Origin of the sequence: Neisseria cinerea, from assembly GCF_900475315.1 — a bacterium.
Lineage (GTDB): Bacteria > Pseudomonadota > Gammaproteobacteria > Burkholderiales > Neisseriaceae > Neisseria > Neisseria cinerea.
In genome coordinates, this window is sequence record NZ_LS483369.1 from 215,996 (window position 1) to 231,134 (window position 15,139).

Genomic DNA, 15,139 nt, shown 5'->3' on the forward strand with positions numbered 1-15,139 from the left:
TTATTTCTCCGCCTGTTCGGGTTTCCAAGTGCGTAGACCCCAAATCAAAAAGCCGATGATGAAGAATGCGCTGGGAGCGAGTAAGAACAAGCCGTTGGTTTGATACCAGCCGCCGTCCTGTACGGTTTGGAAAATGGTGTAGCCAAAGAGTTTGCCTGAACCGATCAGTTCGCGGATGGTTGCAATGATGATCAACATCATGCCGTAACCTGCGCCGTTGCCGATACCGTCAACCAAGCTCTCCAAAGGAGGCTCTTTCATGGCGAATGCTTCGGCACGGCCCATCACGATACAGTTGGTAATAATCAGGCCGACGAATACGGACAGCTGTTTGGACAGCTCATAGGCAAAAGCTTGGAGCAGTTGGTCAACCAGAGTTACCAAGGAAGCAACAATCGCCATTTGCACGATAATACGGATGCTGTTGGGGATGTAGTTGCGTACTAAAGAAATGAAGAAGCTGGAAAAACCGGTTACCAAAGCTACGGAAATACCCATCACGATGGCTGTCTGAAGTTTGGTGGTAACCGCCAGCGCCGAACAAATACCCAAAACCTGCAAGGCAATCGGGTTGTTGTCGATAAAGGGTGAAAACATCAAATATTTCAAGCGTTTCATGTCAGCCATTATTGTGCTCCTGCTGATTTTAATTTGTTCAGGTAGGGGATATAGCCGTTTTCGCCGAACCAGTAGGCGAACGAACCTTGCACACCTTTAGATGTCAGCGATGCGCCGGAGAGGGCATCTACGCCGTGTTCTTTGTCCGAACTTGCACCTTTGCCGACATGCAGGGCAAGTTTGCCTTGTTCGTCAAACAGTTTTTTGCCGACGAATTTTTGTTGCCACAACGGATTGCCGATTTCGCCGCCCAAGCCTGGGGTTTCGCCTTGGTCGTAGTAGGTGATGCCGTTGATGGTGTTGCCGTCGGGTTGGATGGCGACAAAACCGTACATGACAGACCACAAGCCGTTACCGTGCATAGGCAGGATGATTTGGCTGACTTTGCCGTCTTCACCTTTTACCAAGTAAACCTCAGTGTATTTGGCACGGCTTTTGATGCCTGCCAAATCGTCTTCAGGTTTGATTTGGATGCTTTGGGCAGGGTCTTTGCCGGCAACGCGTGCGCTGAAGTCTTTAGGCGCATCGGCGACGTATTCGCCGGTTGCCAAGTCCACGACACGTTGCTCGATACGCTCGGCAAAGGTTTTGCTGATGTCGGTGTCTTTATCCATCAAACCGGCTACGCTTAAGATATATCCTTGTTTATCTTGGAGTTTTTGTTTCTCTTGGATAGGTTTCAAGCCAACGACCGCACCAGCAACGATGATGGAACAAATCAGGCTGACAACCAATACCACAATCAGCGTGCCGCTGAAGCTGTCTTTATCGAATTTCTTAGCCATTGCTGCGCGCCTTTCTGCGTTTGATGTTCGCTTGTGCGACGAAATAGTCGAAAATCGGGGCAAACAGGTTGGCAAACAGAATCGCCAACATCATGCCTTCGGGGTAAGCAGGGTTGACCACGCGGATCAACACGCACATCACACCGATAAGTGCGCCGTACCACCATTTGCCGACATTGGTAAAGGAAGCGGAAACAGGGTCGGTCGCCATAAACAGCATACCGATGGAGAAGCCGCCGACCACCAAGTGCCAGTACCAAGGCATGGAAAACATGGCGTTGGTGTCCGAACCGATGAAGTTAAACAGTGAAGACATCGCAATCATACCGATCATCACGCCGGCAATAATGCGCCAAGAGGCAATACGGGTGAACACGATAAACGCGCCGCCGATTAAGAGCGCCAAAGTGGATACTTCGCCGATTGAGCCGGGCACGTTACCGATAAACGCATCCATCCAAGAAATGGTTTGACCGGTTACAGCGTTTTTCAGGCCGTCTGCACCGTGTGCCGCCCATTGCGCCAAAGCAGTGGCACCGGAATAGCCGTCAACCGCAGTCCAAACGGTGTCGCCGGTAATATTCGCAGGATAGGCGAAAAACAGGAACGCACGGCCTGCAAGAGCAGGATTCATGAAGTTTTTACCCGTACCGCCAAATACCTCTTTCGCAACCACAACGCCGAAGGTAATACCCAAAGCCGCTTGCCACAAAGGCAGGGTAGGGGGAACGATCAAAGCAAACAGAATCGAAGTCACGAAGAAACCTTCGTTGATTTCGTGTTTGCGTACGGATGCGAACAAAACTTCCCAGAAGCCGCCCACGACAAATACAGTCGCGTAAATCGGCAGGAAGAAAATCGCGCCGAACAGCATTTTGCCCAACATGCCCGCTTCAGACGACATATTGATGCCCAAAGCGTTGGCAAGGGCGTAATGCCAGTCGTTGGCGATGTTTTGTTGCAGCAAATCAGGCGTTAACGCACCGAATGCTTGTACGCCGACGTTGTACATACCGTAGAACATGGCAGGGAACAAAGCCAGCCACACCAAAATCATCATGCGCTTGGAGTCGAGCGCATCGCGGACGTGGGCCGCTTTGCGCGTTACCGCGCCGGATGTATAGAAAATCGTCGCCGCAGCTTCGTAGAGGGCATACCATTTTTCATGTTTGCCGCCCGGCAGGAAGTGCGGTTCGATTTTTTCAAGAAAATGTTTCAAGCCCATAATCAGCCTTCCTTCTCAATGGTTTCCAGCACCTTGCGCAACAGCGGGCCGTATTCGTATTTGCCCGGGCAGACGAAGCTGCACAAAGCGAGGTCTTCTTCGTTCAATTCCAAGCAACCCAGTGCCTGAGCGCTGTCGGTATCGCCGACGATTAAATCGCGCAAGAGCAAGGTAGGCAGGATGTCCAGCGGCATTACGCGCTCGTAAGTACCAATCGGCACCATGGCGCGGTCGCCGCCGTTGACGGCTGTCGTGAACTTGAAGAGTTTGTTTTTCAGGAAATGACCGAGGGTCGTACGCGTAATCGAGTATTTGTCCGGTTGTGGTGTAACCCAGCCGAACAGCTCTTTGCTGCGGCCTTCTTCGATAACGGAAATCTGATTGTGGTAGCGTCCCAAATAATCATGCGCGCCTTGTGCAATCGCGCCGTTCAATACTGAACCGGAAATCACGCGGTTGTCCGCGTCAACCAATTCGCCCGCAGTAATTTGCGATACTTTCGCACCCAAAACGGTACGCAAGAGGCGCGGTTTGTTGACTTGAGAGCCACCCAAGGCAATCACGCGCTCGGTGCTCAGACGGCCTGTTGCAAACAAACGGCCAATGGCAATCACATCTTGATAATTGATGGTCCAAACGGTTTTGTTCGCACCGACTGGCTCGATGAAATGAATGTGCGTACCGCTCAAACCGGCAGGATGCGGGCCGCCAAATTCATGTGTTTCGATGTTGGCAGCATTTTCAGACGGCACGTCTGCACCGGCTGCTTTACACACATGGATTTTACGTTCGGTCAGGCGGCTCAATACCAACAGGCCGCGTTTGAAGTCTTCGGCGGCTTCTTTGATGATGACCGTAGGATTGGCAGCCAGCGGATTGGTGTCCATCGCATTGACGAAGATGGCGAACGGCTCGGCATCGACGGCAGGGATTTTGCTGAACGGACGGGTCCGCAGCGCAGTCCACAAACCGGATTGAATCAGATTGCGACGCACTTCTTCGCCGCTTAAGTTTGCCAACGCATCGGGCGCATAGCGTTCGAACTCGATTTCGTCATCGCCTTCAACGGCAATCACAACCGACTGAAGCACGCGCTTTTCGCCACGGTGAATCGCGGCGATTTTGCCGGAAGCCGGCGCAGTAAACACCACGCCCGGATTTTTCTTGTCTTCAAACAGCACTTGGCCTTTTTTGACGGCATCGCCTTCCTTGACTTTCATCGAGGGGCGCATACCGGCATATTCTTCGCCAAGCAACGCGACTTCGGTAATGGCCGGGCCGTTGTAAACGGCTTGCTCCGGTCTGCCCGCGATGGGCAGGTCTAGGCCTTTTTTGATTTTAATCATAGATTTGCATTACTTGTGATGGTTAAGGTGAGAACGGCGTGTTTTTGATACGGTATCGCAGCGTATCAAAAAGCATTGAATAAATTAATGTAGCAAAGTGTTAGATTTTATCAGGAATTGTGCCGGTTTGTCAGATTTGCCGCTTTTTTCCTTGCGGAACCGTCCTTGTTATCAGTTTGGCAAGATATTGATTTGATTATGTTGGAATTTAAAATGCCGTCTGAATGTTCAGACGGCATGGGATTTACAGTAGTTTGAAAATGAAGAAGATAAAAGTGTGCAGGATAAAGACCGGAACCAGGAAGACAACAGACCACGCCATATAGCCGAAAAAGGTAGGCATGGGTATTCCGCGTTGTTCTGCGATGGCTTTAACCATAAAATTCGGTGCATTGCCGATGTAGGTCAGAGCCCCCATAAATACCGAACCCATGGATACGGCAAGCAGAGAGTGAAACAGGGGACCGGTCATCAGCGCATGTGCATCGCCGCCTGCCATGTTGAAGAAGACCAGGTAAGTCGGTGCATTGTCTAAAAAGGAGGACAATATGCCGCTCATCCAGAAATACATGGTGTCGACAGGGTTGCCTCCTGCATCGTGAACCAATGAAACCACTCCGCCCAATGCCCCAGCTTCGCCTGCTTTCAGAATGCTCAGAACGGGGAAAATGGTAATGAAGATACCGAGGAAGAGTTTTCCTACTTCGGTAATCGGATCAAAGTTGAATTCATTGCCGGCACGTACTTGTTTGGGTGTGATAATGATAGATATGGCGGTCAATATAATTAAAACCAGGTCGCGTGCAAGGTTTTGTAAGGCGTAATGGCTGCCAAGGATTTCTAATCCGTTGTGGTCGGGTTTCCATAATCCTGAAAGCAAGACTGCGCCGACGACTCCTGCGAGTAAAAGGAAGTTCCATTTTCCGAAAATAGTAATTTTTTCGGGTAATTGTTGCCGTGTTGTCTTGCTTTGTTCGGCAACGTCTTGTTTGAAGAGGCGGTTGTCTATGAAGTAGAAGGCAGTAAGGAGGAGAATGGCACTAATTAGGACCGGGGCAAGCATATGCTTGACCGTCCACATGAAATCTACGCCTTTTAGGAAACCGAGGAACAGCGGGGGATCGCCGAGCGGAGTCAGGCCGCCGCCGATATTGGCGACAAGGAAAATAAAGAAGATAACGATATGCACGCGGCGAGTACGGGTTTGATTGGCTTTCAGCAAAGGGCGGATCATCAACATGGCTGCGCCAGTCGTTCCCATGATGGAGGCGAGTGATGTACCGACGGCAAGCAGGGCGGTATTGAGTTTCGGGGTGCCGCGAAGGTTGCCTCCGACAAATATGCCGCCTGAAATGGTATAAAGTGCCAATAGGAGCAGAATGAACGGTATGTATTCTTCAATGAGTGCGTGGACAACGGTACGGATACCAGCTTCTGCTCCAAAAATCAGCGAAAAGGGAATGAGGAACGACAAAGTCCAAAATGCGGTAATCTTGCCGAAATGGTGATGCCAGATGTAGGAAAAAAACAGGGGACCCAGTGCAATAGACAGCAGGATCATGGCAAACGGCAGCCCCCATAAGAGATTAAGGGTAGAGCCGTCCAGGTCGGCAGCCAAGCTGATTGCAGGTAGGGAGAAAAATGTCAGCAGTGTCAGGTGGCGCATGGTGCTTCCTTTTTATTTGGCATCCGGTTTGATAACCATTTGCCGTGATAAATATTCCGGACCGTCCGAAGACGGGCGAACTGCGCTGTGGTTTGTTATATTGCCTGTTTGATTGTAATGTAAAAGCTGTACAGATACCAAGCATCCGTCAGGGAATGGAAAGGGGAAGTAAAGAGAGGTCGCAGAACAATAGGAGAAAATATCAATGTAAAACAATATCTTGCCGTATTGAAATAATAGGCTATCGGTAACTTATAATAAATTTATCTTAACAAATGTTTGTAGGTAATCGTTTTTTATAGGCGGGCGGTAGGTATTCCGGTCGGAACATATTTGGAGGAAGGTTTTCAGACGGCATTAAGATTCGGGTCTGCGCCACATCCATATGGCGACAAAGGAACAGAAAATCGATGAAATTGCGCCTACCCACCAACGTTGGGGAAACTGCCAGAACATGAACAGGCATGATGCGGACATCATGCTAATGGCAAAAATCTTAGCCTTGCGGGGGACTGCCCGATTTTTTTCCCAATTATGAACCATAGGGCCGAAATAGCGGTGTCGGTGCAGCCAGCTGTGAAAACGCGGAGATGCCTTTGCCCAACAGGCGGCGGAGAGTAGCACGAACGGTGTGGTCGGCAACAGGGGTAGGAAAATACCGATAATCCCCAAGAGGAGGGAGAGGCCGCCGCAAATAATTAATAGATAACGTATCATTTTCCAATCCGGTCTTTATCGGAGACAAACAGGTATTGTAAGAATCCGGCCCGTTCCTATCCGCCGTGCCGGTAGGGAAAATAGGGAGGAAGGTCTTATTCCTACAACAGATGGTTGAGTGGTAGGGATGTGGTATGTTTGATTTCTTTTAAAACGAAACTTGATTGGGCATCCTGTACGCCGTGGTGGGATAAAAGCGTGTCAAGAACGAAATGGGAGAACGCGCTCATGTCGGTAAAAAATGCCTGAAGCAGGTAGTCGGTCTCTCCGGTCAGTGCGAAACAGCTTAAAACTTCGGGCCATTTTTGAACAGAGGCGGAGAAATCCTCCCGTGCGTCTTTTGCTTTGCTGATGGAGACGCGGATAAATGCCTGAAGGCCCAAATTTACAGATTCGGGAGACAGCAGCGCGGCATACTGCCGGACAATACCGGCATCTTCCAACTGTTTCAGACGGCGTAAGCAGGGAGAGGGTGAGAGTGCGACACGTTCGGATAATTCGACATTGGTCAGCCTACCGTTTTCCTGGAGGACCTGTAAGATTTTAATATCTGTCTTGTCTAAAGTGATTTGTGTCATAAATTTGTGTTCCGCTGATGGAATTCGGTCAGGTTTCGATAACCCGTATATATAGGCTTGGGGCATATTAACATATAAAAAGTTGTGTAGTCATCAGAGTTGGTTTTCATTTTTAGGTAGTCGATTTAAAACTCGTGGAGCAGGCCTGTATATGTTCAAGACGGCTTGCCCAAACTGCCTTTTCAAGCCATAATCGCGCCATGTGCAGGAGAGAGCTACATCAGGTTACGCGTAGCCGCCGAAGGCGCAGATGCCCTTAAATCGCTCAGGCAACAGGGACTGCACATTGAAATAAAACATCTGGAGAGTGGTGCAATCGCACCCACCGAAGGGGAGAAGGCCGTCTGAACCACCATTCAGACAACCGCGCAAAGCAGTGAGCAGACTGGTTTGCCATCAAGCGGATACGGCCGAAAATCTCAGGTTCAAGGACAGATAGGGTCTTCCGCGCATCTTGTGCGGACGACATCTGAACAATAAATCCGGAGAAGCTGAGAATGACTGCACTGAAAACTACCCCATTTCACCAAGCCCATCAAGATGCAGGCGCGAAGCTGGTCGATTTTGCCGGCTGGGAGCTGCCCATCCATTATGGTTCTCAAATCGCCGAACACGAAGCCGTGCGCACCGACGCCGGTATGTTCGACGTATCCCATATGCTCGTTACCGACGTCGCCGGAGCGAACGCCAAAGCCTTTTTCCGCAAACTGATTGCCAACGATGTCGCCAAACTCGCTTTTGTCGGCAAAGCCCTTTATTCCGCTTTGCTCAACGACAACGGCGGCGTGATTGACGACTTGATCGTTTACCGCACCAATGAAGCCGAAACCCAATACCGCATCGTGTCCAACGGCGCGACCCGAGAAAAAGATACGGCGCAATTCCACAAAGTTGGACAAGAGTTCGGTGTTGCCTTCAATCCGCGCTACGACCTCGGCATGCTCGCTGTACAAGGCCCGAAAGCCATCGAAAAACTCCTGACCGTCAAACCCGAATGGGCGGATGTCGTCAACAACCTCAAACCGTTCCAAGGCGCGGATTTGGACAACGATTGGTTTGTCGCCCGCACCGGCTACACCGGCGAAGACGGCGTCGAAGTCATTCTACCTGGCACCGAAGCCGTCGCATTCTTCAAAGCCTTGCAACAAGCTGGCGTACAGCCCTGCGGTCTCGGCGCGCGCGACACCCTGCGCATGGAAGCCGGCATGAACCTCTACGGCAACGATATGGACGACGACACCAGCCCGCTCGAAGCAGGCATGGGTTGGACAGTTGATTTGAAAGACGAAAGCCGCGATTTCGTCGGCAAAGCCGCTGTGCTGGCATTGAAAGAAAAAGGCGTTGCCGTCAAACAGGTCGGCTTGTTGCTCGACAAAGGCGGCATCCTGCGCGCGCATATGGAAGTGTTGACCGATAAAGGCCAAGGCGAAACCACCAGCGGCGTATTCTCACCCAGCCTGAAACAATCCATCGCCATCGCCCGCGTACCGAAAGATTTTGACGGCGATACCGCTAAAGTACTGATGCGCGGCAAAGAAGTAGACGTACGAGTACTGAAGCTGCCGTTCGTCCGCAACGGTCAAAAACAGTTTGATTGATGCGGTTTCAGACGGCATTTTCATTTCATATGCCGTCTGAAAGCAGGTTTAAAAAGCAGGTTTAAATTGTTGTCCGATACGGACGTTTGTAGAAAGCCTTGAACAAGGTATCTGTGGATATTGATCCATATAGATGCCGTCTGAAAATAACCCCCTACCAATGGAGAATCAAACCATGAGCAACAACATCCCAGCAGAACTGAAATACGTTGCCAGCCACGAATGGCTGCGCCTTGAAGAAGACGGTATCATCACCGTCGGCATTACCCACCACGCGCAAGAGCTGTTGGGCGACATCGTGTTTGTCGAGCTGCCCGAAGTCGGCGCGAACCTTGCCGCCGAAGAACAAGCCGGTGTGGTTGAGTCTGTAAAAGCCGCGTCCGACGTGTACGCGCCGATTGCAGGTGAAGTCGTTGCCGTCAACGATGACTTGCCCAGCGCACCGGAAACTGCCAACAGTGATCCTTACGGCGCAGGCTGGTTCTTCAAAATCAAACCTGCCAATCCTGCCGATTACGACGGTCTGCTGACTGCCGAACAATACGCAGGTGAAGTAGATTAAATTCCTATCCTAATAATAGGATGCCTTACTTAAGGAACTGCACTTTCAGACGGCAAGGATGCGTTTGGAAGTGCAGTTTTTGTCTGTGTCTTCAAGGTCAGTTAGGCTATAATAACGGCCTATATTCATCTTTACCGATTTTTTCATGCAACTTACCGCTGTCGGACTCAATCATCAAACCGCACCTTTAAGCATACGGGAAAAGCTGGCGTTTGCCGCGGCCTGCCTGCCCGAAGCCGTCCGCAATCTTGCCCGAAGCAATGCGGCAACGGAGGCGGTAATCCTTTCTACCTGCAACCGCACCGAGCTTTACTGTGTCGGCGATTCGGAAGAAATCATTCGTTGGCTCGCAGACTACCACAGCCTTCCCATAGAAGAAATCAGCCCCTACCTTTATACTTTGGGGATGCAGGAGACCGTGCGCCATGCTTTCCGCGTCGCTTGCGGGCTGGATTCGATGGTGTTGGGCGAGCCGCAGATTTTAGGACAGATTAAGGATGCGGTCAGGGTCGCTCAAGAGCAGGAAAGTATGGGTAAGAAACTCAATGCCCTGTTCCAAAAAACCTTTTCTGTTGCCAAGGAAGTCCGTACCGATACCGCTGTCGGTGAAAACTCGGTTTCGATGGCGGCCGCTTCCGTCAAGTTGGCAGAGCAGATTTTCCCCGATATAGGCGACCTTAATGTTTTATTCATCGGTGCGGGTGAGATGATTGAATTGGTTGCTACTTATTTTGCCGCTAAAAACCCCAGATTGATGACGGTTGCCAACCGGACGCTGGCGCGTGCCCAGGAGTTATGCGACAAACTCGGTGTTAATGCCGACCCTTGCTTGTTAAGCGATTTGCCCGTTATTTTGCATGATTACGACGTAGTGGTTTCTTCAACGGCAAGCCAGCTCCCCATTGTCGGCAAAGGCATGGTGGAGCGTGCATTGAAACAAAGGCAGAGTATGCCGTTGTTCATGCTTGATTTGGCAGTGCCGCGTGACATTGAAGCGGAAGTCGGTGATTTGAATGATGCCTATCTTTATACTGTGGACGATATGGTCAATATCGTCCAAAGCGGTAAGGAGGCAAGGCAGAAGGCCGCCGCCGCCGCCGAAGCGCTGGTATCTGAGAAGGTTGTCGAATTTGTCAGACAACAACAGGGCAGGCAGAGTGTCCCGTTAATCAGGGCATTGAGGGATGAGGGAGAGAAAGCGCGCAAACAGGTATTGGAAAATGCGATGAAACAGCTTGCCAAAGGAGCAACGGCAGAAGAGGTTTTGGAAAGGCTGTCGATTCAACTGACCAATAAATTGTTGCACTCGCCAACTCAAACCTTGAATAAGGCGGGAGAAGGAGATAACGATTTGGTTCATGCGGTGGCACAGATTTACCATTTGGAAAAATAACAATATTCTAAGAAAAATGCCGTCTGAAAAGGATTTCAGACGGCATATTGTTTGTGTGCTTTTACTTTTATAAGTGTAGTGAAATTTAATACATTGACTTAATCATAAAGTATTATTCCGGTATGCAAATCGGTTTTAAGATTTGTAAATTTGATTTGTATCAAAAAAACGGCGATGGCTGATTCATATAATATCAATATTAAAGAGTATCGGTATATCGGGGATAGTCATGTCCTGCTTTTCAATCAAACGTATGTCCGCGTTTCGGGCACAGATGACGGCGTTTTTTGCCGCCCTTATCCTTTTAATATCGGCATTGCCTGCCCATGCGGAGCGCTTGCCTGAATTTCTGGCGAAAATACAGCCTTCGGAAATCTTTCCGGGGGCGGACCGTTACGGCAAACCGGAAGGTAAGCCCATGGTCGCTCGCGTTTACAAAGGTGACGAGCAGCTCGGTCTGGTTTATATTACAACCGATGTGGTTAATACGCGCGGTTATTCGAGTAAGCCGATTGATACGCTGATGGCGCTGGCTAAAGACGGTACGATAGCCGGGGCGAAATTGGTTGATCACCATGAGCCGATTATGCTTATCGGTATTCCGCAGTCGCGTGTCGATAAATTCATTGATAAATATATCGGTCTGAACTTTATTAAAAATCCTCCGACTCCGGGTGTGGCGCCGGGCGACATTATCAGCGGTGCGACAGTTACGCTGATGGTTATCAACGACAGTATCCAGCGTTCATATAAGGTCATTGCCAACCAATACCGGTTGGGTTCGGATAAGGCCCTTCAGACGGCATCTGCTTCCGATGTTCAGGAAGCCGCGTCTGCAGCAGAAACCCGTCCGCGCCGTATGGCAAATCCCGACAAGCAGGACATTTTGTCTTGGGACGAACTTTTGAAACAGAAGGCTGTCGGTCATCTGCATATCACGCTCGATCAAATCAACAAACTTTTTGAGAAAGGCGGTAAGGCCGGCGTGGCCGATCATGCCGAACAGGGCGCTCCTGATGATACCTTCATTGATTTATATACGGCTTTGGTCAGTCAGCCCTCCATCGGTAAAAGCCTGTTGGGCGAGGATGGTTGGGCACATCTGCAAAAACGGCTGAAACCCGGTCAACAGGCGGTTTTGGTTGCAGGAGAGGGTCGTTACTCATGGAAAGGTTCTGGCTATGTGCGCGGCGGTATTTTTGACCGTATCGAGATGATTCAGGGAGAGACTAGCTTCCGTTTTACCGATGCCCAACACGAACGCGTCGTTGCGCTGTCTGCCGCCGGTTCGCCGCGTTTTAAAGAAGTTTCTTGGTTTACCATCCCTGAAGGCGTAGAGTTTGACGGTGCGGAGCCGTGGCGTCTGCAATTAATGGTTCAGCGCGTATTGAGCGTGAACGATAAAGCCTTCGTTACCGCCGATTTGGATTACGAATTGCCTCAGGGTTATTATGTCGATGATCCCAAAGCGCCGCCCGTAGAAATCAGTGCGCCTGTCGAAGCTGTGCCTGCCGCGGCATCCGATACCGCTTCAGACGGCATTGCCGAAGATGCGTCAGCTGAAAACGGTGTATCCAACCAATTATGGAAACAGATTTGGAAAGCGAAACAGGGGCAGATTATCGTTGTCGGCATTGCACTGACCATATTGTTACTGGTGTTTTTGTTCCAAGACTGGATTGTACGTTACGAAAAATGGTACGACCGCTTCCGCCTTACCTTTTTGACCTTCACGCTCTTCTATATCGGCTGGTATGCGCAGGCACAGCTTTCAGTCGTCAATACGCTGACGCTGTTTTCCGCCATCCTTACCGAATTTCATTGGGAATTCTTCCTGATGGATCCGATTGTGTTCATCCTTTGGCTGTTCACGGCTGCAACCATGCTGCTGTGGAACAGGGGAACATTTTGCGGGTGGTTGTGTCCGTTCGGCTCATTACAGGAATTGACTAACCGGATTGCAAAAAAACTGGGTGTGAAACAGATTATCGTACCGCATATGCTGCATACCCGCTTGAGCGTTATCAAGTACCTGATTTTCTTCGGGCTCTTGGCAATCTCACTGTATGATTTGGGTACGGCGGAAAAATTTGCAGAAGTCGAACCTTTCAAAACGGCGATTATCTTGAAATTTGTACGCGAGTGGTGGTTTGTCGCATTTGCCGTTGCTCTTCTGGTTGCAGGGCTGTTTATCGAACGTTTCTTCTGCCGTTATCTGTGCCCGTTGGGAGCCGGTATCGCGCTGCCGGGCAGATTCCGCGTGTTTGATTGGCTGAGACGTTATAAAATGTGTGGTAATCCCTGCCAAATTTGTACGCATGAATGCCCTGTACAAGCGATTGCCCCGGAGGGAGATATCCATCCGAACGAATGTATCCAGTGTCTGCATTGCCAAGTCATGTACCACCACGATACACGCTGTCCGCAAGTTGTGGCAGTGAATAAGAAAAAACAAAAACAGGCTGCTGCAAAATCAGGGGAATTGGAGAGTGTATCCAAGCAGCCGCAGGAACAGGTTGTCCATTTTGTCAAATCCGAAACGGCGCAATCTGAAAAATAAGCATCCGTAGGAAGCCCGAAGCCAAAGTATTAGGCGGGTAGGGCTTCCACGGTAGTAGAACAAAATTTTTTCCCATCGGCAGGTCGTCCGAAAACCGGTTTGCCGTATTTTATCCAAGGAGTGTTGTATGTCAGACGAAAAATTAGAACAAAACGGCTTGAGTCGTCGTTCATTCTTAGGTACGGCCGCTGCTTCCGGTGCAGGTATTGCTGGTGCGGGCCTGTTAGGTTTGGCGGGTTGCTCTAAAGATGGCGAACAGGCTGCCGCTTCTGGCGCCGCCCCTGCCGCCAAGGAGCATGGTGAAGCCAAACCGGGTCAACTGTCTTCCGAAGTCGGTCCGGGCGAGCTTGATCAATATTACGGTTTCCTTTCCGGCGGTCAGTCCGGCGAGATGCGCCTGATTGGTCTGCCTTCCATGCGCGAACTGATGCGTATTCCCGTGTTCAATATGGACAGCGCGACCGGTTGGGGACGTACCAATGAGAGCTTGAAAGTCCTCAACGGAAATATTACCGAAGAAACACGTAAATTCTTACAAGACAGCGGTCTGCGTTGCTACCCCAACGGCGACTTGCACCACCCGCACTTGTCGTTTACCGACCAAACTTACGACGGCCGCTATGCTTACGCCAACGATAAGGCAAACACTCGTGTTTGCCGCGTCCGCTTGGATGTAATGAAAACCGATAAAATCATCGATATTCCTAATGCTTCTGGTATCCACGGCCTGCGTCCGCAACGTTATCCGAAAACCGGTTACGTTTTTGCCAACGGCGAACACATTGTTCCAGTTGACGGCGTAGGTAAACTGGATGATGCAAAAACCTGGAATGCAGTGTATACCGCTATCGACGGCGAAACCATGGAAATCGCATGGCAAGTATTGGTTGACGGTAACCTGGACAACGGCGATGCCGACTACCAAGGCAAATATTCTTTTGCCACCTGCTACAACTCCGAGCGCGCGCTGACCGTACAAGGTGCATCTTCCAACGAGCAAGACTGGTGTGTCGTTTTCAACCTGAAAGCTATTGAAGAAGGTATTAAAGCAGGCGACTTCAAAGAAGTTAACGGCGTGAAAATGCTGGACGGCCGCGCTGAAGCCAAATCTAAATACACGCGTTATATCCCTGTGCCGAACTCTCCTCACGGCTGTAACGCAAGCCCTGACGGTAAATACATCATGCTCAACGGTAAACTGTCTCCAACCGTTACCGTATTGGATGTCAGCAAACTGGACGATTTGTTTGCAGGCAAAATCAAAGAGCGCGATGTGGTCGTAGCCGAACCGCAACTGGGTCTCGGCCCATTACACACTGCATTTGACGGTCGCGGCAATGCTTATACGACATTGTTTATCGACAGCCAAATGGTGAAATGGAATATTGACGATGCGATCAAAGCCTACAAAGGCGAGAAAATCGATCCGATCAAACAAAAACTCGACGTTCACTATCAACCGGGCCACAACCATACGACCATGGGCGAAACCAAAGAAGCCGACGGTCAATGGCTGGTGTCTTTGAACAAATTCTCTAAAGACCGCTTCTTGAATGCCGGTCCTTTGAAACCCGAGTGTGACCAATTGATCGACATCTCCGGCGACGAAATGCGTCTGGTACACGATAATCCGACTTTTGCCGAACCGCATGACTTCTGTCTGGTTTCTGCAGCCAAACTCAATCCGAGCAAAACTTGGGACCGCAAAGACCCATGGTTCTGGCAGGATGCTTTGGAACAGGCGAAAAAAGACGGCGTCGAGCTGGAAAAAGCCGCCAAAGTCGTACGCGAAGGCAACAAAGTACGTGTGTACATGACCGCCGTTGCGCCTGCATTCAGTATCCCTCAATTTGAAGTGAATCAAGGCGACGAAGTAACCGTATACGTAACCAACGTCGAGACCATTGAGGACTTGACTCACGGCTTCACTTTGGAAGGCTACGGTATTGCTATGGAGATTGGCCCGCAAGCGACATCTTCCGTAACCTTCAAAGCTGTCCGTCCGGGCGTACACTGGTACTACTGCCAATGGTTCTGCCATGCATTGCACATGGAAATGTCCGGTCAGATGATTGTTCATCCCAAATAATA

General features: G+C 50.2%; 12 protein-coding genes and 1 riboswitch. Of the genes, 5 read left to right on the forward strand and 7 right to left on the reverse strand.

Annotation, left to right across the window (positions count from 1 at the left end; translation table 11 throughout):
* From DQM57_RS01170 to DQM57_RS01200, 7 genes are all read right to left on the reverse strand, one after another.
* Entirely contained in the window at window positions 1-627 is a 627-nt protein-coding gene (locus DQM57_RS01170; RefSeq protein ID WP_107859350.1) for an NADH:ubiquinone reductase (Na(+)-transporting) subunit D, read from the reverse strand.
* A complete protein-coding gene (locus tag DQM57_RS01175) occupies window positions 627-1,403 on the reverse strand; it encodes a Na(+)-translocating NADH-quinone reductase subunit C (protein ID WP_111726386.1) in 777 nt (258 codons plus the stop codon). The genes DQM57_RS01170 and DQM57_RS01175 overlap by 1 nt, the downstream gene beginning before the upstream one ends.
* Entirely contained in the window at window positions 1,396-2,628 is a 1,233-nt protein-coding gene (locus tag DQM57_RS01180; protein WP_111726388.1) for an NADH:ubiquinone reductase (Na(+)-transporting) subunit B, read from the reverse strand. Before DQM57_RS01180 ends, DQM57_RS01175 begins: the two co-directional genes overlap by 8 nt.
* A gap of 2 nt (window positions 2,629-2,630) precedes the next feature.
* The gene (locus tag DQM57_RS01185) at window positions 2,631-3,974 is read right to left on the reverse strand and encodes a Na(+)-translocating NADH-quinone reductase subunit A (protein WP_111726390.1); all 1,344 of its coding nucleotides are present in this window, start codon (window positions 3,972-3,974) and stop codon (window positions 2,631-2,633) included.
* A 244-nt stretch (window positions 3,975-4,218) separates the two neighbouring features.
* A complete protein-coding gene (locus DQM57_RS01190) occupies window positions 4,219-5,640 on the reverse strand; it encodes a sodium:proton antiporter (RefSeq protein WP_111726392.1) in 1,422 nt (473 codons plus the stop codon).
* Between the two features lie 357 nt (window positions 5,641-5,997).
* Window positions 5,998-6,357 carry a YbaN family protein gene (locus DQM57_RS01195; RefSeq protein ID WP_111726394.1) on the reverse strand — a complete coding sequence of 120 codons (360 nt, stop codon included), beginning with the start codon at window positions 6,355-6,357 and terminating at the stop codon, window positions 5,998-6,000.
* 101 nt (window positions 6,358-6,458) lie between these two features.
* A complete protein-coding gene (locus DQM57_RS01200) occupies window positions 6,459-6,935 on the reverse strand; it encodes an Lrp/AsnC family transcriptional regulator (protein WP_025457884.1) in 477 nt (158 codons plus the stop codon).
* Between the two features lie 195 nt (window positions 6,936-7,130).
* Window positions 7,131-7,227, forward strand: a riboswitch (glycine riboswitch).
* A gap of 205 nt (window positions 7,228-7,432) precedes the next feature.
* Between DQM57_RS01200 and gcvT the strand changes: the two genes are divergently transcribed.
* The 5 genes from gcvT to nosZ all read left to right on the forward strand — a co-directional run bounded on the left by gcvT (window position 7,433) and on the right by nosZ (window position 15,137).
* Window positions 7,433-8,533, forward strand: a complete 1,101-nt coding sequence (gene gcvT, locus DQM57_RS01210; protein ID WP_111726396.1) for a glycine cleavage system aminomethyltransferase GcvT — start codon at window positions 7,433-7,435, stop codon at window positions 8,531-8,533.
* 175 nt (window positions 8,534-8,708) lie between these two features.
* Complete coding sequence (gcvH, locus tag DQM57_RS01215; RefSeq protein ID WP_107859343.1) at window positions 8,709-9,095, forward strand: glycine cleavage system protein GcvH; 387 nt, start codon at window positions 8,709-8,711, stop codon at window positions 9,093-9,095.
* A 145-nt stretch (window positions 9,096-9,240) separates the two neighbouring features.
* Window positions 9,241-10,488, forward strand: a complete 1,248-nt coding sequence (hemA, locus tag DQM57_RS01220; protein WP_003675794.1) for a glutamyl-tRNA reductase — start codon at window positions 9,241-9,243, stop codon at window positions 10,486-10,488.
* A 274-nt stretch (window positions 10,489-10,762) separates the two neighbouring features.
* Window positions 10,763-13,048 carry a NosR/NirI family protein gene (locus DQM57_RS01225; protein ID WP_197711727.1) on the forward strand — a complete coding sequence of 762 codons (2,286 nt, stop codon included), beginning with the start codon at window positions 10,763-10,765 and terminating at the stop codon, window positions 13,046-13,048.
* A 127-nt stretch (window positions 13,049-13,175) separates the two neighbouring features.
* On the forward strand, window positions 13,176-15,137 hold the full coding sequence (nosZ, locus tag DQM57_RS01230) for a TAT-dependent nitrous-oxide reductase (protein ID WP_107959912.1): 1,962 nt from the start codon (window positions 13,176-13,178) through the stop codon (window positions 15,135-15,137).
* The last annotated feature ends 2 nt before the right edge of the window (window positions 15,138-15,139 follow it).

Coding starts and splice junctions, on each gene's coding strand:
- gcvH (WP_107859343.1), top strand. CDS start 8,709: ATGAGCAACAACATCCCAGCAGAACTGAAATACGTTGCCAGCCACGAA.
- DQM57_RS01200 (WP_025457884.1), bottom strand. CDS start 6,935: ATGACACAAATCACTTTAGACAAGACAGATATTAAAATCTTACAGGTC.
- DQM57_RS01225 (WP_197711727.1), top strand. CDS start 10,763: ATGACGGCGTTTTTTGCCGCCCTTATCCTTTTAATATCGGCATTGCCT.
- DQM57_RS01190 (WP_111726392.1), bottom strand. CDS start 5,640: ATGCGCCACCTGACACTGCTGACATTTTTCTCCCTACCTGCAATCAGC.
- nosZ (WP_107959912.1), top strand. CDS start 13,176: ATGTCAGACGAAAAATTAGAACAAAACGGCTTGAGTCGTCGTTCATTC.
- DQM57_RS01185 (WP_111726390.1), bottom strand. CDS start 3,974: ATGATTAAAATCAAAAAAGGCCTAGACCTGCCCATCGCGGGCAGACCG.
- DQM57_RS01170 (WP_107859350.1), bottom strand. CDS start 627: ATGGCTGACATGAAACGCTTGAAATATTTGATGTTTTCACCCTTTATC.
- gcvT (WP_111726396.1), top strand. CDS start 7,433: ATGACTGCACTGAAAACTACCCCATTTCACCAAGCCCATCAAGATGCA.
- DQM57_RS01180 (WP_111726388.1), bottom strand. CDS start 2,628: ATGGGCTTGAAACATTTTCTTGAAAAAATCGAACCGCACTTCCTGCCG.
- DQM57_RS01195 (WP_111726394.1), bottom strand. CDS start 6,357: ATGATACGTTATCTATTAATTATTTGCGGCGGCCTCTCCCTCCTCTTG.
- hemA (WP_003675794.1), top strand. CDS start 9,241: ATGCAACTTACCGCTGTCGGACTCAATCATCAAACCGCACCTTTAAGC.
- DQM57_RS01175 (WP_111726386.1), bottom strand. CDS start 1,403: ATGGCTAAGAAATTCGATAAAGACAGCTTCAGCGGCACGCTGATTGTG.